Annotated in this window: 21 protein-coding genes; 6 read left to right on the top strand and 15 right to left on the bottom strand. The window is 66.0% G+C overall.

Features of this window, described 5'->3' with window-relative positions; all coding sequences use genetic code 11:
• Positions 1 to 10: 10 nt before the first annotated feature.
• From AC56LN_RS01290 to paaA, 11 genes are all read right to left on the bottom strand, one after another.
• The gene (locus AC56LN_RS01290) at positions 11 to 610 is read right to left on the bottom strand and encodes a phenylacetic acid degradation protein PaaY (RefSeq protein WP_482896271.1); all 600 of its coding nucleotides are present in this window, start codon (positions 608 to 610) and stop codon (positions 11 to 13) included.
• Between the two features lie 4 nt (positions 611 to 614).
• Positions 615 to 1,817, bottom strand: a complete 1,203-nt coding sequence (gene pcaF / locus AC56LN_RS01285) for a 3-oxoadipyl-CoA thiolase (protein WP_499569538.1) — start codon at positions 1,815 to 1,817, stop codon at positions 615 to 617.
• 14 nt (positions 1,818 to 1,831) lie between these two features.
• Positions 1,832 to 3,145 carry a phenylacetate--CoA ligase PaaK gene (gene paaK, locus AC56LN_RS01280; protein WP_499569537.1) on the bottom strand — a complete coding sequence of 438 codons (1,314 nt, stop codon included), beginning with the start codon at positions 3,143 to 3,145 and terminating at the stop codon, positions 1,832 to 1,834.
• A gap of 18 nt (positions 3,146 to 3,163) precedes the next feature.
• Complete coding sequence (gene paaI / locus AC56LN_RS01275; protein WP_499569535.1) at positions 3,164 to 3,613, bottom strand: hydroxyphenylacetyl-CoA thioesterase PaaI; 450 nt, start codon at positions 3,611 to 3,613, stop codon at positions 3,164 to 3,166.
• A complete protein-coding gene (gene paaH, locus AC56LN_RS01270; protein WP_499569534.1) occupies positions 3,606 to 5,132 on the bottom strand; it encodes a 3-hydroxyacyl-CoA dehydrogenase PaaH in 1,527 nt (508 codons plus the stop codon). Before paaH ends, paaI begins: the two co-directional genes overlap by 8 nt.
• A gap of 2 nt (positions 5,133 to 5,134) precedes the next feature.
• The gene (paaG, locus tag AC56LN_RS01265) at positions 5,135 to 5,926 is read right to left on the bottom strand and encodes a 2-(1,2-epoxy-1,2-dihydrophenyl)acetyl-CoA isomerase PaaG (protein ID WP_499569533.1); all 792 of its coding nucleotides are present in this window, start codon (positions 5,924 to 5,926) and stop codon (positions 5,135 to 5,137) included.
• Between the two features lie 33 nt (positions 5,927 to 5,959).
• Positions 5,960 to 7,036, bottom strand: coding sequence for a 1,2-phenylacetyl-CoA epoxidase subunit PaaE (gene paaE / locus AC56LN_RS01260; protein WP_499569532.1), 1,077 nt, complete (start codon positions 7,034 to 7,036; stop codon positions 5,960 to 5,962).
• Between the two features lie 8 nt (positions 7,037 to 7,044).
• Positions 7,045 to 7,557 (bottom strand): 1,2-phenylacetyl-CoA epoxidase subunit PaaD, encoded by a 513-nt coding sequence (gene paaD / locus AC56LN_RS01255; RefSeq protein ID WP_499570763.1) that lies wholly within the window; start codon positions 7,555 to 7,557, stop codon positions 7,045 to 7,047.
• Positions 7,557 to 8,309 carry a 1,2-phenylacetyl-CoA epoxidase subunit PaaC gene (paaC, locus tag AC56LN_RS01250; protein ID WP_499569531.1) on the bottom strand — a complete coding sequence of 251 codons (753 nt, stop codon included), beginning with the start codon at positions 8,307 to 8,309 and terminating at the stop codon, positions 7,557 to 7,559. Before paaC ends, paaD begins: the two co-directional genes overlap by 1 nt.
• Before the next feature lie 20 nt (positions 8,310 to 8,329).
• On the bottom strand, positions 8,330 to 8,614 hold the full coding sequence (gene paaB / locus AC56LN_RS01245; RefSeq protein WP_482896280.1) for a 1,2-phenylacetyl-CoA epoxidase subunit PaaB: 285 nt from the start codon (positions 8,612 to 8,614) through the stop codon (positions 8,330 to 8,332).
• Between the two features lie 61 nt (positions 8,615 to 8,675).
• On the bottom strand, positions 8,676 to 9,665 hold the full coding sequence (gene paaA, locus AC56LN_RS01240) for a 1,2-phenylacetyl-CoA epoxidase subunit PaaA (protein WP_499569530.1): 990 nt from the start codon (positions 9,663 to 9,665) through the stop codon (positions 8,676 to 8,678).
• A gap of 100 nt (positions 9,666 to 9,765) precedes the next feature.
• On the opposite strand from paaA, the gene paaX reads away from it, so the two are divergent.
• On the top strand, positions 9,766 to 10,701 hold the full coding sequence (gene paaX / locus AC56LN_RS01235; RefSeq protein WP_499570762.1) for a phenylacetic acid degradation operon negative regulatory protein PaaX: 936 nt from the start codon (positions 9,766 to 9,768) through the stop codon (positions 10,699 to 10,701).
• On the opposite strand, the gene AC56LN_RS01230 is transcribed toward paaX, so the two are convergent.
• A complete protein-coding gene (locus AC56LN_RS01230; protein WP_499569529.1) occupies positions 10,682 to 11,338 on the bottom strand; it encodes an NAD(P)-dependent oxidoreductase in 657 nt (218 codons plus the stop codon). The genes paaX and AC56LN_RS01230 overlap by 20 nt on opposite strands.
• A gap of 100 nt (positions 11,339 to 11,438) precedes the next feature.
• Here AC56LN_RS01230 and AC56LN_RS01225 point away from each other — a divergent pair, with 100 nt between their 5' ends.
• Together AC56LN_RS01225 and AC56LN_RS01220 are read left to right on the top strand one after the other, a co-directional pair.
• The gene (locus AC56LN_RS01225) at positions 11,439 to 12,392 is read left to right on the top strand and encodes a LysR family transcriptional regulator (protein ID WP_499569528.1); all 954 of its coding nucleotides are present in this window, start codon (positions 11,439 to 11,441) and stop codon (positions 12,390 to 12,392) included.
• Between the two features lie 64 nt (positions 12,393 to 12,456).
• Positions 12,457 to 13,590, top strand: coding sequence for a M14 family metallopeptidase (locus AC56LN_RS01220; RefSeq protein ID WP_499569527.1), 1,134 nt, complete (start codon positions 12,457 to 12,459; stop codon positions 13,588 to 13,590).
• A 363-nt stretch (positions 13,591 to 13,953) separates the two neighbouring features.
• Here the strand turns inward: AC56LN_RS01220 and AC56LN_RS01215 are convergent, their stop codons facing one another.
• The 3 genes from AC56LN_RS01215 to pmbA are packed head-to-tail and all read right to left on the bottom strand — an operon-like array spanning position 13,954 to position 16,471.
• Complete coding sequence (locus tag AC56LN_RS01215) at positions 13,954 to 14,850, bottom strand: DUF4214 domain-containing protein (protein WP_499569526.1); 897 nt, start codon at positions 14,848 to 14,850, stop codon at positions 13,954 to 13,956.
• A 19-nt stretch (positions 14,851 to 14,869) separates the two neighbouring features.
• Complete coding sequence (locus AC56LN_RS01210) at positions 14,870 to 15,109, bottom strand: hypothetical protein (protein WP_499569525.1); 240 nt, start codon at positions 15,107 to 15,109, stop codon at positions 14,870 to 14,872.
• 9 nt (positions 15,110 to 15,118) lie between these two features.
• The gene (gene pmbA, locus AC56LN_RS01205) at positions 15,119 to 16,471 is read right to left on the bottom strand and encodes a metalloprotease PmbA (protein ID WP_499569524.1); all 1,353 of its coding nucleotides are present in this window, start codon (positions 16,469 to 16,471) and stop codon (positions 15,119 to 15,121) included.
• Between the two features lie 93 nt (positions 16,472 to 16,564).
• On the opposite strand from pmbA, the gene yjgA reads away from it, so the two are divergent.
• Genes yjgA through AC56LN_RS01190 form a run of 3 tightly spaced genes read left to right on the top strand, consistent with a single transcriptional unit; the run spans position 16,565 to position 18,442 of the window.
• Entirely contained in the window at positions 16,565 to 17,170 is a 606-nt protein-coding gene (gene yjgA, locus AC56LN_RS01200) for a ribosome biogenesis factor YjgA (RefSeq protein WP_482896287.1), read from the top strand.
• Positions 17,148 to 17,777, top strand: a complete 630-nt coding sequence (gene mog, locus AC56LN_RS01195; RefSeq protein WP_499569522.1) for a molybdopterin adenylyltransferase — start codon at positions 17,148 to 17,150, stop codon at positions 17,775 to 17,777. Before yjgA ends, mog begins: the two co-directional genes overlap by 23 nt.
• A complete protein-coding gene (locus AC56LN_RS01190; protein ID WP_499569521.1) occupies positions 17,774 to 18,442 on the top strand; it encodes an alpha/beta hydrolase in 669 nt (222 codons plus the stop codon). Before mog ends, AC56LN_RS01190 begins: the two co-directional genes overlap by 4 nt.
• Positions 18,443 to 18,516: the final 74 nt, after the last annotated feature.

Here is an 18,516-nt window from a genome sequence, read left to right as displayed (position 1 = left end):
TCCAGTAGGTTCAGGACTTCGGCGTGTGCAGCGCGCTCGTGTCGAAAGCAATGCGGCCACGGTCCGGCGCCACGGCGGTGTCGGCATCGACTTCGCGCATGGTCTGCAGCGAGCGCACGGCCAGTTCGTGGTACTGGCGCGTGCCGAAGCTCTTCCACGCGACGTCGTCGTCGGTCAGTTCGCGCACCACCTTGGCCGGCGCGCCCATGACCATCGAGCGCGGCGGGATCACCATCCCCGCTTTCACGAAACTCATCGCGGCGACGATCGATTCCGCGCCGACGACCGCCTTGTCCATCACCACCGCGTTCATGCCGACCATCGCATTGCGCCCGACGCGGCAGCCATGCAGCACGGCGCCGTGGCCGATGTGGCCATCGACTTCGACGACGGTGTCTTCCAGCGGAAAGCCGTGCATCACGCATGAATCCTGCAGATTGGCGCCTTCCTCCAGGATCAGACGCCCGAAGTCGCCGCGCAGGCTTGCGCACGGGCCGATATAGCAGCGCGGGCCGACGATCACGTCGCCGATCAACACGGCAGAAGGATGCACGTAGGCGCTCGGATGCACGACGGGCCGCACGCCATCGATTTCATAGACTTTGACCATGCTGCTAGACCCGCTCGACGATCAGGGCGATGCCCTGGCCGACGCCGATGCACATCGTGCACAGCGCGTAGCGCCCGCCCGTGCGGTGCAGCTGGTTCACTGCGGTCATGACGAGGCGTGCACCGGACGCCCCCAGCGGGTGCCCCAGCGCGATTGCGCCGCCGTTCGGGTTGACGTGCGCCGCGTCGTCCGGCACGCCCAGGTCGCGCAGCACGGCCAGGCCCTGCGCGGCAAACGCTTCGTTCAATTCGATCACGTCCATCTGGTCCAGCCTCAAGCCCGTCTGCGCCAGCAGCTTCCTGACGGCCGGCGCCGGACCAAAACCCATGATGCGCGGCGCCAGGCCGACGGTGGCCATGCCGATCACGCGGGCGCGCGGCGTCAGGCCGTGGCGCGCTGCAGCCTCGCCGGAAGCCAGCAGCAGCGCGCAGGCGCCGTCGTTCAGGCTCGATGCATTGCCGGCGGTGACCGATCCGTCCGGGCTCACCACGCCCTTCAACTTCGCCAGCGCTTCGATGCTGGAATCGGCGCGCGGCTGTTCGTCGGTATCGACGATGCGCGTTTCCTTCTTGCCCTGGAGCGTGACCGGCACGATCTCGTCCTTGAAGACGCCAGCGGCATGCGCCTGCGCCCAGCGCTGCTGGCTGCGCAGCGCGAACGCGTCCTGGTCGGCGCGGCTGACATTGAATTCGCGCGCCACGTTTTCGGCCGTCTCGGGCATCGAGTCGATGCCGTACTGCGCCTTCATGCGCGGATTGACGAAGCGCCAGCCGAGCGTCGTGTCCTCGATTTTTGCGGCGCGCGAAAACGCGCTGTCGGCCTTGCCCATGACGAACGGCGCGCGCGTCATGCTCTCGACGCCACCCGCGATCACCAGCTGCGCTTCGCCGGCCTTGATCGCGCGCGCAGCGGTGCCGATGGCGTCCATGCCCGAGCCGCACAGGCGGTTGATCGTGTTGGCCGGCACGTCCTGCGGCAACCCGGCCAGCAATACGGCCATGCGGCCGACGTTGCGGTTGTCTTCGCCCGCCTGGTTCGCGCAGCCGTAGAACAGGTCGTCGACCTGGGTCCAGTCCACGCCGGGGTTGCGGGCCATCAGCGCGGCGATGGGCAGCGCGGCCAGGTCGTCGGCGCGCACGGTCGAGAGCAGCCCGCCGTAGCGGCCGAAGGGTGTGCGGATGGCGTCGCAGATGAAAGCGTCAAGCATGCTGGTTTCCTTGTTCATTGTTTGGGACGGCCGTCGACCACACGCCGGGCCTTGCCGGTCAGCGTGCGCTCGATGCCTTGCGGTGGCAGCAGGCGCACGCGCGTGGTCACGCCGACATAGGTCTTGATGCAGTGCTGCAGCTCGCGCGCCTGCGCTTCCACGGCGTCCGGCGCAAGCAGCGTATCGCGCAGCTCGCACAGCACCTCGAGCGTGTCGAGATGGCCGTCGCGCGCCACGACCAGCTGGTAGTGCGGCGCCAGTGCCGGCATGCGCAGCACCAGTTCCTCGATCTGGCTGGGGAACACGTTCACGCCGCGGATGATCAGCATGTCGTCCGAGCGCCCGGTGATGCGGCCCATGCGGCGCATCGCACGCGAGGTCGGGGGCAGCAGGCGCGTCAGGTCGCGGGTGCGGTAGCGGATGATCGGCAGCGCTTCCTTGGTTAGCGACGTGAATACCAGCTCGCCTTCTTGCCCATCGGGCAGCACCTCGCCCGTGTCGGGGTCGATGATCTCGGGGTAGAAATGATCTTCCCAGATCACCGGGCCATCCTTGCTCTCGATGCATTCGCTGGCCACGCCGGGGCCCATCACCTCGGACAGGCCGTAGATGTCGACCGCATCGATGCCGGCACGCGTCTCGATCTCGCGCCGCATCGCATCGGTCCACGGCTCGGCGCCGAAGATGCCGACCTGCAGCGACGACGCTGCGGGATCGAGCCCCTGGCGCGCGAATTCCTCGATGATGTTGAGCATGTACGACGGCGTGACCATGATGATCGATGGCTTGAAGTCGCAGATCAGCTGCACCTGCTTCTCGGTCTGTCCGCCCGACATCGGCACCACCGTGCAACCGAGGCGCTCGGCGCCGTAGTGCGCGCCCAGGCCCCCGGTGAACAGGCCGTAGCCGTAGGCGATGTGTACCAGGTCGCCCCGGCGCCCGCCGGCGGCGCGGATCGAACGCGCGACGATGTTGGCCCAGGTGTCGATATCGTTCTGCGTGTAGCCGACCACGGTGGGCTTGCCGGTGGTGCCGGACGAGGCATGCACGCGCACCACCTGCTCGCGCGGCACGGCGAACATGCCGAACGGGTAGTTGTCGCGCAGGGCCTTCTTTTCGGTGAACGGAAATTTCGCCAGGTCGGCGAGTGTCTTGAGATCGGTCGGATGCACGCCTGCGGCGTCAAACGCGGCGCGGTAGTGCGGCACGTTGTCATACGCATGCTGCAGCGTCCATTGCAGGCGTTGCAGTTGCAGCGCCTGCAATTCGTCGCGGCTGGCGCGCTCGATCGGTTCCAGGTCGCCCGGTGCGGGAAGGTGTTGGACCATCTGTCGACTCCTTGTGGTTCAGGCGTCCACGGGCGCCACGGTGCCGCTGATGCGATGCGATTTGCCGCGAAACAGCGCGATGGTGCGCCCGTCCGCGGTCTTCACCGTGACGTCGTAGACGCCGGTTTTGCCCTGCAACGCCTGCTCGGTGGCCTCGGCCACCAGCACGTCGCCCGCGCGGCCAGGGGCGAGATAATCGATCGTGCAGCCGGCGCCCACGGTGCTGAGGTTGTGCGAGTTGCAGGCGAAGGCAAAGGCGCTGTCGGCCAGCATGAAGATGTAGCCGCCGTGGCAGGTCGCGTGCCCGTTGAGCATGTCGGCGCGCACCGTCATCGTCATGCGCGCGTAGCCGGGCCGGATCCCGGCCAGCAGCATGCCCAGCGCCTGGCTGGCCGGGTCGCGTTCGTACATCGTTCGCCCGGCCAGCTCGGCCAGCGCCTGTGCGTTCTGATCCTGACCATCATGCATGAAAGCGCGCCCCCTGCGGATCGGCAGCCAGCTTGCGGCGCAGCAGCGGCGAGACGCGGTAGCGGTCTTCACCATACGTCGCGGCCAGGTTCGACAGCACGGTCACGACCTGCCCCATGCCGATCGCATCCAGCCAGGCCAGCGGCCCGCGCGGATAATTCACGCCCTTCTGCATCGCGATGTCGACGGCGCGCGCGCTGCACACGCCCTGGTGGACGGCGTCGGCCGCTTCGTTGGCCAGCATCGCTACCGTGCGCATCACGGCCAGGCCGGGCACGTCGTCCAGACGCGTGACGGTGAAGCCGGCAGCCTGGAACAGGCCGACTGCCGCGCGCCATGCGTCATCACTGCAACCGTCGGCGCGGGCGAGCGCGATGCGCGGCGCCTTGGCAGCGTCGAACAGCAGGTCGAACACGATCGTGTCACGCTGGTTATCCGCCTGCGCGCGCTCGGTGGCACTGCGCCCGTCAGTCAGATGGATCGCCGCGCCGCCGCAGTACAGGCCCGGTGCCGCTTCGATCTCGGTCAGCTCGATGCCGCAAGCCTGCAGCCGCGCGACGAGTGCATCGACGCTGCCGGGCGCGCCTGCGTACTTGATCGCCGCCGGCCGATCGCACGCAGCTTCGGATTGCGCGACCGGCGTCTCCACCCCGTCGCCATAGCGATAGAAACCGCGCCCCGTCTTGCGGCCCAGATAACCCGCATTGACCAGCTCCTGCTGCAGCACCGATGGCGTGAAGCGCGGATCGCCAAAGTACGCCGCAAACACCGACTGCGTGAACGAGAAATTGACGTCATGCCCGATCAGGTCCATCAGTTCGAAGGGGCCCATGCGAAAACCGCCGCAGTCGCGCATGACGGCGTCGAGCGTGGCCACGTCGGCCGCCTGTTCGAGCAGCAGGCGCAAGGCTTCGCCGTAGAACGGGCGCGCCACGCGGTTGACGATGAAGCCGGGTGTCGACTTGGCATGCACGGGGCTCTTGCCCCATTTTTCGGCGGTGGCATACACGACCTGCGCGACATCGCGCCCGGTCGCCAGGCCGCTCACCACTTCCACCAGCGCCATCAGCGGTGCCGGATTGAAGAAGTGCATGCCGACCAGGCGTTCGGGGTGCGCCAGTTGCGCGCCGATGGCCGTGACCGAGATCGACGATGTGTTGGTCGCCAGGATGCAGTCGCTGGCGACGACGGCTTCGAGCGCGGCAAACAGCGCGCGCTTGACCTGCAGGTCTTCGACGATGGCCTCGATGACGAGCACCGCACCGGACGCTTCGTGCAAGGCATCGATGCGGCGCAAGCGCTCGCGCGCGAGATCGGATTCGACGGCGCCCATGCGGCCCTTGGCGACCAGGCGCGCATAGGTGGCGCCGATCTCCGCGATGGCCTTGTCGGCGGCGCCAGTGCGGGTATCGAACAGCAGGACCTGATGGCCGGCGGTGGCCGCGACCTGAGCGATGCCCGCGCCCATTGCGCCGCTGCCGATGACGGCAATCGTCGAATGCGGTGGCAGTGACTGCATCCTCACTCCCCCTTGAACTGCGGCGCGCGCTTGGCCAGGAACGCGGCGACGCCTTCGCGGTAATCGTGGCTGTTACCGAGTTCGCGCATCATGTCGGCTTCGAGCTGCAGCTGCTGCGCCAAAGTGTTGGTGTAGCTGGCCTGGAAGGCGCGCTTGGTGAATGCCAGGCCCTTGGTCGGCGCCGCGGCAAAGTGTTGTGCCATGGCCAGCGCTTCGTCCATCAGCGTCTCGTCCGGCACGCAGCGCCAGATCAGGCCCCAGGCCTCGGCCTTTTCGGCACTGAGTTTTTCGCCCAGCATGGCCAGGCCCATCGCGCGCGCGGGGCCGATCAGGCGCGGCAGATGCCAGGTGCCACCGGTGTCCGGGATCAGGCCCAGTTTGCTGAACGCTTCGATGAAGCTGGCCGATCGGGCGGCCAGCACGATGTCGCAGGCCAGCGCCAGGTTGGCCCCGGCGCCGGCGGCCACGCCGTTGACGGCGCAGATGACGGGCATCGGCAGGTTCTTCAGCGTCAGCACGAGCGGCGCATAGAACTCTTCGACCGAGGCGCCCAGGTCGACACTGGGGGCGCCCGGGTCGACGGCGCGGTCGGCGAGATCCTGGCCGGCGCAAAAGCCGCGGCCGGCGCCGGTCAGCACCAGCACGCGCACGGACTGGTCGGCCTGCACGCGGGCAAGCGCATCGCGCACTTCGAGGTGCATGGCGCGGGTGAAGCTGTTGAGGCGATCGGGGCGGTTCAGGGTCAGGATGGCGACGCCGCCTTCTGCCTTGAACTGGATGCTGTCGTAGTTCATCGTGGTCTCCGTTCTTGTTCTGGTGGCGCGTGGTTATTCGGCGATATCGAAATCCACCACCACCTTGTCGGTCACCGGGAAACTCTGGCAGCTGAGCACGAACCCGCGCGCGACTTCATAGTCTTCCAGCGCGTAGTTCACGTCCATCTCTACTTCGCCATCAAGTACCTTGCAGCGGCAGGTCGAGCACACGCCGCCCTTGCATGAATAGCGCATGTCGATGCCGGCGCGCAGGCCCGCGTCCAGCAGCGATTCGGTGTCCCGGTCCATCGTGAAGCTGGCGGCGCTACCGTCCATGATCACGGTCACCTCGGTGTGCTGGCGCGCGCTGGCAGCAACCGCGCGCGGCGTGCGCTCGCGGGTCGGCACGCTCGCGGCAAACAGCTCGATGCGGATCTGCTCTTTTGCCAGCCCGGCCGCCTGCAGCGCGCGCGAGACGCCATGCATCATGTCTTCGGGGCCGCAGATAAAGGCGACGTCGATCGCCTTGATGTCGATCCACTGGCGCAGGAACTGCGTGCACTTGTCTTCGGTGATGCGCCCGTTAAAGAGTTCAATGTCCTGCTGCTCGCGGCTCATCACGTAGACCAGACGCAGGCGGTCCATGTACTGGTCCTTCAGGTCGGTGAGTTCGTCGCGAAACAGCACGCTCGACGAGGCGCGGTTGCCGTACACGATCGTGAAGCGGCTGCCCGGTTCGGCGAGCAGCGTGGTCTTGACGATCGACAGGATCGGCGTGATCCCGCTGCCGGCGGCAAACGCCAGGTAGTGGCGAGCGCTGGCCGCGTCGAGCGGCACATTGAAGTTGCCACTCGGGGGCATGACGTCCAGCTGCGCGCCCGGTTGCAGGCTGTCGTTGGCCCAGCTCGAGAACTGGCCGCCGGGCGTGCGCTTGATCGCCACGCGTAACTGGTCGTCCTGCACTGCCGAACAGATCGAGTACGAACGGCGCACGTCCTCGCCATCGATCGTGGTGCGCAGCGTCAGGTACTGGCCCTGGCGGAAGGCGAAGGTCTCTTTCAATGCCGGCGGCACGTCGAACGTCACGCACACGGCGTCGCGCGTTTCGTGTTTCACCTTGCTGACGGTGAGAGGATGGAATTGGCTCATGCTGGGCTTTAATGACACTTGAAATAATCGAAAGGCTCGCGGCAATCGAGGCACTTGTAGAGCGCCTTGCACGGGGTCGAGCCGAATTCGCTGGTCAGCTGGGTGTGGGCCGAACCGCAGTGCGGGCAGCTCACGGCAGGCGCGGCGCGGCGGCGGATCCCTGCGTGCAGGCCGCTGATGTCGATCGCCTGCTGCACGGGCGGCGCGATGCCGTAACCGGTGAGCGCGGCCTTGCCGGCTTTGCTCATCCAGTCGGTGGTCCAGGCGGGCGCCAGGCGCGTCGCGATGCGCACGCGTTCGAGGCCATGCGCGCGCAGTGCGTCGCCCACGCTGTCGGCGATCACGTTCATGGCCGGGCAGCCCGAATACGTCGGCGTGATCGTCACCACCCACGTGTCGTCGTCCAGCGCCACGTCGCGCACGATGCCCAGGTCAACGATCGAGATGACGGGGATTTCCGGATCGGCGACTTCGCCCAGCCAGGCCCAGACCTGCTCGACCGAAACGGCCAGCGCAGTCATCACCAGGCCGCGCCCGGATAGGCGCGCTGCAGGAACTGCATCTCGGCCAGGATGAAGCCGAGGCGCTCGCTGTGCCGGCCCTGCTTGCCGCCGCGCTGCATCCAGGCGTCGGGCGATGGCATGGTCAACGTGGCTTCGGCAAATATCTCGGCCAGGTGGATCAGATAGGCTTCACGCAGCGGCCCGACGGCCGGCGCCACGCCCTCTGCCACCATCGCCTCATCGATCGCGTCGTACAGGAACATCTCGCCGCTGTACATCCACAGGTCGTCCAGCGCGGTCTGCATCATCGCGTGGCTGGTGGGCGTGCCGTCGCCCAGGCGCACCACCAGGTCGCCGCTGCGGCGCAGGTGGTACGTGACTTCCTTGAGCGACTTGGCCGCAATCTCGACGATACGCGGATCGCTCGAGCGGGTCAGGCCATCCATCAGGAAGTAATGCCACGCATCGAACAGGAACTGGCGCATGACGACATCGGCATAACTGCCATTGGGCTGCTCGAGCAGGATGCAGTTGCGGTACTCGCCGCTGTCGCGCAGGAAGGCCAGGCGGTCTTCGTCGCGGCCCTGGCCTTCGAGTTCGGCGGCGTACGACAGCCACATGCGGGTCTGGCCCAGCAGGTCGAGCGCCACGTTCGACAGCGCCATGTCTTCTTCGAGTGCCGGCCCCTTGCCGCACAGCTGGCACAGTTGCTGCGACAGGATCAGGGCGTTGTCGCCCTGGCGCAGCAGGTAGTCGATTTTTGCATCCATGGGATTGGTCTCCGGCACGCTCACAGATTCTTGACTTCTTCCGGCATCGGGAAGAACGTCGGGTGGCGATACACCTTGCTGTTGGCTGGCTCGAACAGCGACGCTTTATCGGCCGGGCTGCTGGCGACGATGTCGGCGGCGCGCACGACCCAGATCGAGACGCCTTCGTTGCGGCGCGTGTAGACGTCGCGCGCGTTGTTGACGGCCATCTCGGCGTCAGGGGCGTGCAGGCTGCCGACGTGCTTGTGGGCGAGGCCGTGCTGGCTGCGGATGAAGACTTCCCACAGGGGCCATTCTTTGCTCATTGTTGTCTCCGTATTGCCATCGCATCGTGTGAGTGTGCGAGTGTGCGAATCTGCGTTGGAATCAGGCGGCCACTTTTTTTGCGGCCTGCTTGTCGGCGTGCGCCACCAGCGCGTCGCGGAACCATTCGCCGTCGTCCCAGGCTTTGACGCGCGTGCGCAGGCGCTCGCGGTTGCACGGGCCGTTGCCTTTCAAAACATCGTAGAACTCGGCCCAGTCGATCGCGCCGAAGTCGTACGAGCCGCGTTCGGCATTCCATTTGAGGTCAGGATCCGGCACCGTGAGGCCCAGGTACTCGGCTTGCGGCACGGTCTGGTCGACCATGCGCTGGCGCAGTTCGTCGTTGGAGAACAGCTTGATGCGCCAGGCGCTCGACTGCGCGCTGTTGACCGACTCGGCATCGGACGGCCCGAACATCATCAGCGACGGCCACCACCAGCGATTGAGCGCATCCTGCGCCATCGCCTTCTGCTCGGGCGTGCCCTTCGCCAGCGCCATCATGATGTCGTAGCCCTGGCGCGCATGGAACGATTCTTCCTTGCAGACGCGGACCATCGCGCGCGCATACGGCCCGTACGAGCAGCGGCACAGCGGGATCTGGTTGATGATCGCCGAGCCGTCGACCAGCCAGCCGATCGCGCCCATGTCGGCCCAGCTCAGGGTCGGGTAATTGAAGATGCTCGAATACTTGGCTTTACCGGCATGCAGGGCCGCCAGCAGCTCGTCGCGCGAGACGCCCAGGGTCTCGGCGGCGCTGTAAAGGTACAGGCCGTGGCCGGCCTCGTCCTGGATCTTGGCCAGCAGGACCGACTTGCGCTGCAGGGTCGGCGCGCGCGTGACCCAGTTGCCTTCCGGGAGCTGGCCGACGATCTCGGAATGGGCATGCTGCGAGATCTGCCGGATCAGCGTCTTGCGGTATGCTTCCGGCATCCAGTCCTTCGGTTCGATCTTGATCCCGGCGTCGATGCGCGCCTGGAATGCCCCCTCTTCGGCGCTCATGTCCTGTTCTGTGCGGACTTTATTGAGGCCTGTCTCCACCATTTGTGCGTACATGGATCTCTCCCGTTGCAAAATCTGTGAGAATCATAATACGATACAAAAAATCGGAAGTACACAATAATTTTGAATCATATCGAGCCAGCCCGTGAATGACATGACCAGCACCCAGTGGATCGCCCACAGCCTGGCCACGGATCCTCCGCGCCACAAGTCGCTGGTGGTGACGATCTGCGGCGACGCGATCGCGCCCCATGGCGGCGCCTTCTGGCTCGGCAGCATGATCGAGCTGCTGGCGCCCTTCGGCGTGAACGACCGGCTGGTGCGCACCAGCGTGTTCCGGCTGGTGCAGGAAGGCTGGCTGACGGCCAGCCGCGAAGGCCGGCGCAGCCGCTATGCGCTGGCGCCGACGGCGCTGCCGCGCTTCGAGCGTGCCAACCGCCGCATCTACGCGGCGCCCGGGCAGGACTGGGATGGCCGCTGGACGTTCGTGCTGGCCACGAATGGCAGCATCGACAGCGACCTGCGCGCGCTGGTGCGCAAGGAACTCGAATGGGAAGGCTTTGCGATGCTGGCCAGCGGTGTGATGGCGCATCCGGCGCCGGACCGCGACACACTGCGCGATATCCTCGCGCGCACGGGGGCCGAGGGGCGCGTGTTCGTGTGCCAGGCCGATGAGGTGCCGGACGCCGGTTCGCGCCCGCTGCCCGAACTGGTGGGCGACTGCTGGAACCTCGATGCGGTGGTGCTCGGGTACCGCGGCTTCATCGAGACGTTTGCCCCGCTGCCGGCCATGCTGGCGCGCGGTGACGTCAGCCCGGCGCACGCGTTCGCGATCCGCACCCTGCTGATCCACGCCTACCGCCGCGTGCAGCTGCACGACCCGATGCTGCCGCTGCCCCTGCTGCCCGACCCGTGGCCGGGCGCCGACGCGTATGCGCTGGCGCGCACCATTTATCAACTGAGTCACGAACGCGCCGAGGAGCACGTGCTGGCCATGCTGCGCGTCGAGGATGCGGCCACGCCCGAGGCGGATGCGGCGTTTCGCAGCCGCTTCGGCGGGCTGGCGCCGGTTACCTTGTCGCGACCGTAAAACGCGCGCGCACATGGCGCGGCTGCTCGATCTCGTCGACGATGGCGAGCGCCAGGTCGGCCACGGCGATGCCGGCCGGCTGCGCGCCATCCATCAGCAGGTCGTCGCCACCCAGACGATAGGCACCGGTCGGCTCGCCCTGTCCCAGCATCGCCGGCGGGCTCAGATAGGTCCAGTCGAGCACCGTGTTGGCGCGCAGTGCCGTCAAGGCGTCGCGCGCGGCGAGTGCGCCGGGCACCACGTTCGGCGGTACGTGATCCAGAAACTGCGGTGTATCGATCAGCTGCACGCCGGGCGCGACGAACAGGCTGCCGGCGCCGCCCACCACCAGCAGGCGTCGCACGCTACTCCCCTCGACGCCGCGCACGATCGCATCGAAGCCGCGCGTGAAGTTGTCGTACAGGGCAGGATCGTTCCAGCCCGGATTGAAGGCCGAAACGACGGCGTCCGCGCCTTCCACGGCACGGGCGACGGTGTGTGAGTCATAGGCGTCGGCCACGGCCACGGTCAGTCCGGGCTGCGCAGGCAGGCGCGCGGCGTCGCGCACCAAGGCAGTGACCTGGTGGCCGCGTTGCAGCAGGTTGGCAAGGACGGCGGCGCCAACAAAACCGGTGGCGCCAATGAGGGCGATGTGCATGGTGACTCCTGAATACGTGAATGAGCTACTTACGATACCGGCTTCACGACGGGGCGATAAGATAGGAAAATTCACTATCACCTTGAAGCTGGGCTAACAGATGCTTGATCTCAAACCGTATGCCGTGTTTGCCGAAACCGTCGCCGCCGGCTCGATGAGCGGCGCCGCGCGCCGCCTCGGCATGAGCCCGTCGGCCGTCAGCCAGACCATCCGCGCGCTCGAGGCGCAGGCCGGCGTGACGCTACTGCACCGCTCGACCCGCAAGCTGACACTGACCGAGGCCGGCGCGCGCTGCTATCCGCACTGCCTGCGGCTGCTGGAAGCAGCAAGTGCGGCCAGCGATTCGCTGCTGCAGGCGCGCGATGCGCCCAGCGGCGAACTGCGGGTGGCCGCGCCGGTGGGCTTCGGCGCCCATATCGCGCCGGCGCTCGCGCCCGTGCTGGCGGCCTGGCCGCAGCTGCGCCTGCGCCTGCTGGTGGACGACGCTATGATCGACCTGATCGGCGAGCGTATCGACCTGGCGATCCGCGCCGGCCGCCTGCCCGATTCGCGCTGGATCGCGCGGCCCTTGTGCCAGTTCGAGATGATCGTGTGTGCGGCGCCGGCCTACCTGGCGCGGCACGGCGTGCCTGCCACGCCGCAGGCGCTGGCAGATCACGCCTGGCTCACCTCCACGCGCGACGGCGTCGACGCCGACGACGGTCCGGCCACGATGGCGCTCGATCTGCACCGGGCCGATGCCGATGCCGACGTGCAGGTGCAGGTGCAGGTGCAGGTGCAGTTGCAGGTGCAGGCGCGCATCGTCAGCAACAACCAGCTGTCGCTGCACCAGATGTGCGAACAGGGCATGGGCCTGGCGCGCCTTGGCCACGCCGACGCACACGCCGCGATCGAGCGCGGCGCGCTGGTGCGCGTGCTGCCGCAATGGCAGTCGGCGCCGCTGCTGGTATCGGCGATGACGCCGCGGCGCGACGGCGATCCGGCCAAGGTGCGCGTGGCGCTGGAGGCGCTGCGACGCCACTTCACGGCCCTGCCGGGAACCCGGCCAGCCTAGCGAACGCCTGCTGAAAACGGGTATCATCATCGTTCTACGCACCTTCCCAACACAGGACAACACCATGTCTATCAAGATCAGCAGCCAATTCGACGCTGGCGCCATCGAGGTCGTGAACGCCACGAGCGCGAACGCCATCGACCTGAACATCCGCAAGGATTCGCACGCCGACATCATCCAGTGGTTCTATTTCCGCCTGCAGGGCGCGCAAGGGCAAGCCTGCACCATCCGCCTGCTCAATGCCGGCAAGGCCGCCTATCCGGCCGGCTGGGAAAACTACCAGGCGATGGCGAGCTACGACCGCGTGAACTGGTTCCGCGTGCCGACGTCGTTCGACGGCAGCGTGCTGGCCATCGAACACACGCCCGGCATGGACAGCGTGTATTACGCCTACTTCGAGCCGTATTCGTTCGAACGCCACCTCGAACTGCTCGACCGCGCCCAGATGGCCGAAAACGTGCGCATGCTCGACCTGGGTTCGACCGTCGACGGCCGCGACCTGAACATGCTGGTGATCGGCGAGCCGGCCGAAGGCAAGAAGAAGGTCTGGGTCATCGCGCGCCAGCACCCGGGCGAGACGATGGCCGAATGGTTCGTCGAAGGCATGCTCGACGCGCTGCTCGATCCGGCCAACCCGTTCGGCCGCCAGCTGCTGAAAGAGTCGGTGTTCTACGTCGTGCCGAACATGAACCCGGACGGCTCGGTGCGCGGCAACCTGCGCACGAATGCCGCCGGCGCGAACCTTAACCGCGAGTGGCTCAATCCGAGCATGGAGCGCAGCCCGGAAGTCTTCCTGGTGCGCCAGAAGATGCACGAGACGGGCGTGGACGTGTGCCTCGACGTGCACGGCGACGAAGGCTTGCCGTACGTGTTCGTGGCCGGCAGCGAGTCGCTGCCGAACTTCACTGCCGAGCAAGGCGCGGCGCAGGCCAGCTTCATTGCCGACTTCAAGATCGCCAGCCCGGACTTCCAGGACGTGCACGGCTACGGCAAGACGCCCTACACTGACCAGACCCTGACCATGGGCTCGCCGCACATCACGCACACCTTCGGCGCCCTGTCGCTGACGCTCGAACTGCCGTTCAAGGACAACGCAAACGACCCGGATCCGCTGGTCGGCTGGGACGGCGCACGCAGCGCACGCCTGGGCGCAGCAGTACTGCAGCCGGTGCTGAACGCGATCCGCGCGCGCAAATAAAGCCGGTAAAGCTGGGGTCAGGTCTGACATTTGGACACGACCTCAACTTTCACAGCTGGGGTCAGGTCTGACATTTGGACACGACCTCATCCTTAGCCACGTCCAGTGGTGTCTAGCCCATCATCAGCGTGGCCCGTGCCAGCTAGTTTCGACTGCCCGACTGTCGAGCTCGTGTCCGAATGTCAGACCTGACCCCGGCTCTTCAGTGCCAGCTGGTTTCGACTGCCCAACTGTCGAGCTCGTGTCCGAATGTCAGACCTGACCCCGGCTTTTCATTGAGCGCGCGCGGGTAGCTGCGGGGCGTGCAATGCAAAACGCCGTCGGGTCGACGGCGCTTTTTTGATGCCAATACCATGGAGAGCGTCAGCCGTACGGGACGTACTCGAAGCCGTTGGCGATGAGCGGCGCGACCGCTGCGATGTTTTCAGCGCTGTCGCTGATGGCCTCGAGCACCTGGGCGGTGCTTGCCTTTCCGCTGTCGAGCAGGCCGGCCCAGTAAGCCAGGCCGCCCGCGTCCGGCGCGCGCTCGAGGATGTTCGTGTAGTACTTCGTCACCAGGTCGGTATTGCTGGTCACGCCGTTGTACAAGGTGGCGTATTCGGCGCTGCCGATGAAGCCGGCGGCGATGTCGACGGTGTTCGCGCCATTGTCGAGGCGGTCGATCCAGTAGCCAAGACCCGCGCTATCCGGCGTGCGGTTCAGCGCGGCCTCGTACAGGCGGTAGATGGTGCCGCCATTGTCGTTGGCGCCGACGTCGATGGCGATGTGCTTGTCGGTGAAAGCGAGGCGCTCCACATTGATCAGGGTGTCGCTGCCGGCCGCGCCGGTCACCGCGAACGAGCTGTCGCTGCCACGGACCGAGTAGCTGGCGGCCGTGCCGCGGTAGACGGCGGTATCGATGCCACCATAGCCATTGAGGAAGTCGTTGCCGGCACTGCCGATGACCGTGTCGGCGCCCGACAGCACATAGGCGTAGGTCTGCTGGGTATCGAGTTCGTTGCGCGCGAATTGCGCGATCCGGCCGGCGTCGAGCTGTGCATCCGAGACGCGGTAGACTTCGACGTCGTTCTGGAAAAAGGACGTGCCGGTGACCGTGCCGGCCACCCGGTCGATGCCGAGATACGAGAAAGCGCCGCTGAAGGTCTGCTTGTTGCCCGCACCCTCGATCGTGATGCGATTCTGGATCGCCTCGGTGATGGTCCACTCCCAGTCCTGGGCAGTACGGAAGTCGAATGCTCGATACAACTCGATGGTGGCCATGCACGATCCTTTAAGTAGGTTACAGATCGACGCCCAGATGTGCCTTTACCCAGGCGTTAGCGTCGCTGCTGCTGTCGAAAAGCAGGGTGGCGATCGCGGTTTTATCCGGCGCCAGGAATGTGGCATACACCTTGCGACTGTCCCCGCTCGAGCTGAGCAGATCAGATTGGGGAGCGAGCTCGACGGTGGCTACCAGGTCGAGGTTGAGCAGCACCGTCTTCGGGCTGCTTTCCTTGTCGATGCGAACGAAACGGGTCATGCGTTTTCCTTAGTTGCCGGCAATGACCATGTTCTCGATCAGGATCGAGCCCGTGGTCTTGTTGCCGCGAACCAGCGTGTCGGTGCCGACGGCAACGATCTGCTGGAACATATCGCGCATATTGCCGGCGATCGTGATTTCTTCGACCGGATACTGGATCACGCCCTGCTCGACCCAGTAACCGGATGCACCGCGCGAATAATCGCCGGTGACGTAGTTGACGCCCTGCCCCATCAGTTCGGTAACCAGCAGGCCCGTGCCGAGCTTGCGCAGCATGCCCTCGAAGTCATCGGTGCGGCGTGTGGCCGTCGAGACGATCTCGAGGTTGTGCGCGCCGCCGGCATTGCCGGTCGTTGGCATGCCCATCTTGCGCGCCGTGTACGATGACAAGAAATAGCCCTGCAGCACGCCATCGCTGATCACCTTGCGGCGCACGGTCTTGACGCCTTCGTCATCGAACGGGGCCGAGCCGACGCCGCCGATCAGGTGCGGGTCTTCGACCACCTGGATATACGATGGGAACACCGGCTTGCCCAGCATGTCGAGCAGGAACGTGGACTTGCGGTACAGCGCGCCACCGGAGACGGCCTGCACGAACGCGCCCAGCAGGCCCGCGGCCAGCGGCGCTTCGAACAGCACCGGGCAGGTGCGGGTGGTGAGCTTGCGGGCATGCAGGCGCGCCAGCGCGCGTTCGGCGGCGTAGCGGCCGACTTGTTCAGGTGCGGCCAGTTGCATTGGGTCGCGCGACGACGTGTACCAGTCGTCGCGCTGCATCGCATTGCCCTTGCCGGCAATGGGCGCGACCGAGATCGTGTGGCGCGAAAACGGATAGCCGCCAAGGAAACCACGCGAGTTGGCAGCGACGAAGTGCGATTGCTGCACATAGACGCTGGCGCCTTCGCTGTTGGTGATGCGCTTGTCGACGGCGAACGCGGCAGCTTCGCAGCGCTGGCCCAGTTCGACGGCTTGTTCGGTGGAGATGGGCCACGGGTAGAACAGGCGCAGGTCGCGCGGCGCGGTTTCGATCAGGTCAGCATCGGGCAGGCCGGCGCAGTCATCCTCAGCGGTAAAGCGCGCGATGTTCGATGCTGCTTCGACGGTGGCCTTGAGCGACGCGGCGGAAAAATCGGACGTGCTCGCGTTGCCGCGGCGCTGGCCAAAATACACGGTGATGCCCAGGCCCTTGTCCTTGTTCTGCTCGATCGTCTCGATGTTGCCTTTACGCACAGAAACCGACAACCCGCTCCCTTCACTGATTTCAACCGCTGCATCCGACGCGCCTTGCTCGCGCGCGAGGGCCAGCATGTCGCGCGCCAGCTGTTTCAGCTGATCCTGGGTGTGGGTAAAAGGGGTGTCGTTCATCGGTGTTTTTCGTGGCCAGCCCTAAAACAGTTATCATAGCAGCCGTTTACTGTTTTCACTGATCGGCCCAGCGCCAATCAAATCATTCAAATCATGCCTAATCCAAATCGCGGCTCGGTGGGCTTCCAGTCCAACGAGTTCGAACCAGAGTACGACCGTCCCTCCAAGTCTGAGCTCAAGCGCCAGTCGAACGAGCTGCAAAAGCTCGGCGAGCAGCTCGTCGAAGCAGCGCGTGACCGCGTCAAGCGCGTCGAGATGCCGGAGGACGTGCGCGATGCCATCCTCACGTGCCAGACCATCACCAACCACGAAGGCCGGCGCCGCGCGCTGCAATTCGTGGGCAAGAAGATGCGCACGCTGAACGAAGAAGAAGTCGCCGTCATCCAGCGCACGATCGACAGCTGGAAAGGCGCGTCGAAGGCCGAGACAGCGTCGCTGCATGCGCTCGAACGCCGCCGCGACAAGCTGCTGTCGGACGACACGGCGCTGACCGTGCTGCTCGAAGAAAATCCCGAGCTCGACGTCCAGCACCTGCGCACGCTGATTCGCAACGCGCGCAAGGAAGTGGCCGAATCGAAGCCGCCGAAAGCCTTCCGCGAAATCTTCCAGATCCTCAAGGACCTGCAAAAGAAGAAGAAAGCCGACGCCGCAGCCGCTGCCGACGAAGAAGCGAACGATGACGAGTCCGACGACGAGTAACGCTATCGCTGACGATGTGCTGGTGATCGGCCTCGTCTCCGTCTCCGACCGCGCCAGCGGCGGAGTGTACGAAGACAAGGGCATCCCGGCGCTGACCGACTGGCTGGCCAGCGCGCTGACGACACCGTATCGCATCGAGACGCGACTGATCCCGGACGAGCGCGCAGCCATCGAAGCCACGCTGACCGATCTGGTCGACACGGCGCGCTGCCACCTGGTGCTCACCACCGGCGGCACCGGCCCGTCGCGGCGTGATGTCACGCCCGAGGCCACGCTGGCCGTCGCGACCAAAGAGATGCCGGGCTTCGGCGAACAGATGCGCCAGATCAGCCTGCGCTTCGTGCCAACCGCGATCCTGTCGCGCCAGACGGCCGTGATCCGTGAAACCGCAGACCATGCGGCCCTGATCATGAACCTGCCGGGCCAGCCCAAGTCGATCAAGGAAACACTCGAAGGCCTCAAGGACGACGCCGGCGCCACGATCGTGGGCGGCATCTTCGCGGCCGTTCCCTACTGCGTCGACCTGATCGGCGGTCCGTACATGGAAACCAATCCGGCGGTCAGCAAGACCTTCCGCCCCAAATCGGCATTGCGAAAGACACCATGACCCAGCTGCTGGACAATATCGAAATCGAGACCGCTCCGAATCCGACCATCGCCATCGTCTGGCTGCACGGCCTGGGCGCCGACGGCAATGACTTCGTGCCGCTCGTGCGCGAACTGGACCTGACCGGCCTGCCGGGCATCCGCTTCGTCTTCCCGCATGCGAACACGATGCCGGTGACGATCAACGGCGGCTACGTGATGCGCTCGTGGTACGACATCGTCGCCACCGACCTCACGCGGCGCGAAGACGAAGGCGGCCTGCGCGCATCGCAGCTGCAGGTCGAGGCGCTGATCGCCCGCGAAAAAGCGCGTGGCATCCCGGCCTCGCGCATCATCCTGGCCGGCTTCTCGCAGGGTTGCGCGATGACGCTGCAGACCGGCTTGCGCCATCCCGAGAAACTGGCGGGCATGCTGTGCCTGTCCGGTTACCTGCCGCTGGCCAGCGTGGCCGGTGCCGAGCGCAGCGAAGCGAGCCTGGGTACGCCGATCTTCATGGCGCATGGCGTGCAGGATCCGGTGGTGCCGTTTGCCCGCGCCGAAGAGTCGCGCAAGGTCGTCGAGGCGCTCGGCTATCAGGTCGAGTGGCACGCGTATCCGATGCAGCACACGCTGTGCCTTGAAGAGGTGCAGGACATCTCGACCTGGATTCGCAAGGTCGTGGCTTGATGTGACGTGACTGTTGTGCTGGCTGACCTGGATTCCCGCCTCCGCGGGAATGACGGTTTTTCAGGCACGTGACC

The organism is Telluria sp. ZT3P26 (assembly GCF_059686035.1).
This window is presented reverse-complemented; position numbering and strand designations above follow the sequence as displayed.

Coding starts and splice junctions, on each gene's coding strand:
- AC56LN_RS01290 (WP_482896271.1), bottom strand. CDS start 610: ATGGTCAAAGTCTATGAAATCGATGGCGTGCGGCCCGTCGTGCATCCG.
- pcaF (WP_499569538.1), bottom strand. CDS start 1,817: ATGCTTGACGCTTTCATCTGCGACGCCATCCGCACACCCTTCGGCCGC.
- paaK (WP_499569537.1), bottom strand. CDS start 3,145: ATGGTCCAACACCTTCCCGCACCGGGCGACCTGGAACCGATCGAGCGC.
- paaI (WP_499569535.1), bottom strand. CDS start 3,613: ATGCATGATGGTCAGGATCAGAACGCACAGGCGCTGGCCGAGCTGGCC.
- paaH (WP_499569534.1), bottom strand. CDS start 5,132: ATGCAGTCACTGCCACCGCATTCGACGATTGCCGTCATCGGCAGCGGC.
- paaG (WP_499569533.1), bottom strand. CDS start 5,926: ATGAACTACGACAGCATCCAGTTCAAGGCAGAAGGCGGCGTCGCCATC.
- paaE (WP_499569532.1), bottom strand. CDS start 7,036: ATGAGCCAATTCCATCCTCTCACCGTCAGCAAGGTGAAACACGAAACG.
- paaD (WP_499570763.1), bottom strand. CDS start 7,557: ATGACTGCGCTGGCCGTTTCGGTCGAGCAGGTCTGGGCCTGGCTGGGC.
- paaC (WP_499569531.1), bottom strand. CDS start 8,309: ATGGATGCAAAAATCGACTACCTGCTGCGCCAGGGCGACAACGCCCTG.
- paaB (WP_482896280.1), bottom strand. CDS start 8,614: ATGAGCAAAGAATGGCCCCTGTGGGAAGTCTTCATCCGCAGCCAGCAC.
- paaA (WP_499569530.1), bottom strand. CDS start 9,665: ATGTACGCACAAATGGTGGAGACAGGCCTCAATAAAGTCCGCACAGAA.
- paaX (WP_499570762.1), top strand. CDS start 9,766: ATGACCAGCACCCAGTGGATCGCCCACAGCCTGGCCACGGATCCTCCG.
- AC56LN_RS01230 (WP_499569529.1), bottom strand. CDS start 11,338: ATGCACATCGCCCTCATTGGCGCCACCGGTTTTGTTGGCGCCGCCGTC.
- AC56LN_RS01225 (WP_499569528.1), top strand. CDS start 11,439: ATGCTTGATCTCAAACCGTATGCCGTGTTTGCCGAAACCGTCGCCGCC.
- AC56LN_RS01220 (WP_499569527.1), top strand. CDS start 12,457: ATGTCTATCAAGATCAGCAGCCAATTCGACGCTGGCGCCATCGAGGTC.
- AC56LN_RS01215 (WP_499569526.1), bottom strand. CDS start 14,850: ATGGCCACCATCGAGTTGTATCGAGCATTCGACTTCCGTACTGCCCAG.
- AC56LN_RS01210 (WP_499569525.1), bottom strand. CDS start 15,109: ATGACCCGTTTCGTTCGCATCGACAAGGAAAGCAGCCCGAAGACGGTG.
- pmbA (WP_499569524.1), bottom strand. CDS start 16,471: ATGAACGACACCCCTTTTACCCACACCCAGGATCAGCTGAAACAGCTG.
- yjgA (WP_482896287.1), top strand. CDS start 16,565: ATGCCTAATCCAAATCGCGGCTCGGTGGGCTTCCAGTCCAACGAGTTC.
- mog (WP_499569522.1), top strand. CDS start 17,148: ATGACGAGTCCGACGACGAGTAACGCTATCGCTGACGATGTGCTGGTG.
- AC56LN_RS01190 (WP_499569521.1), top strand. CDS start 17,774: ATGACCCAGCTGCTGGACAATATCGAAATCGAGACCGCTCCGAATCCG.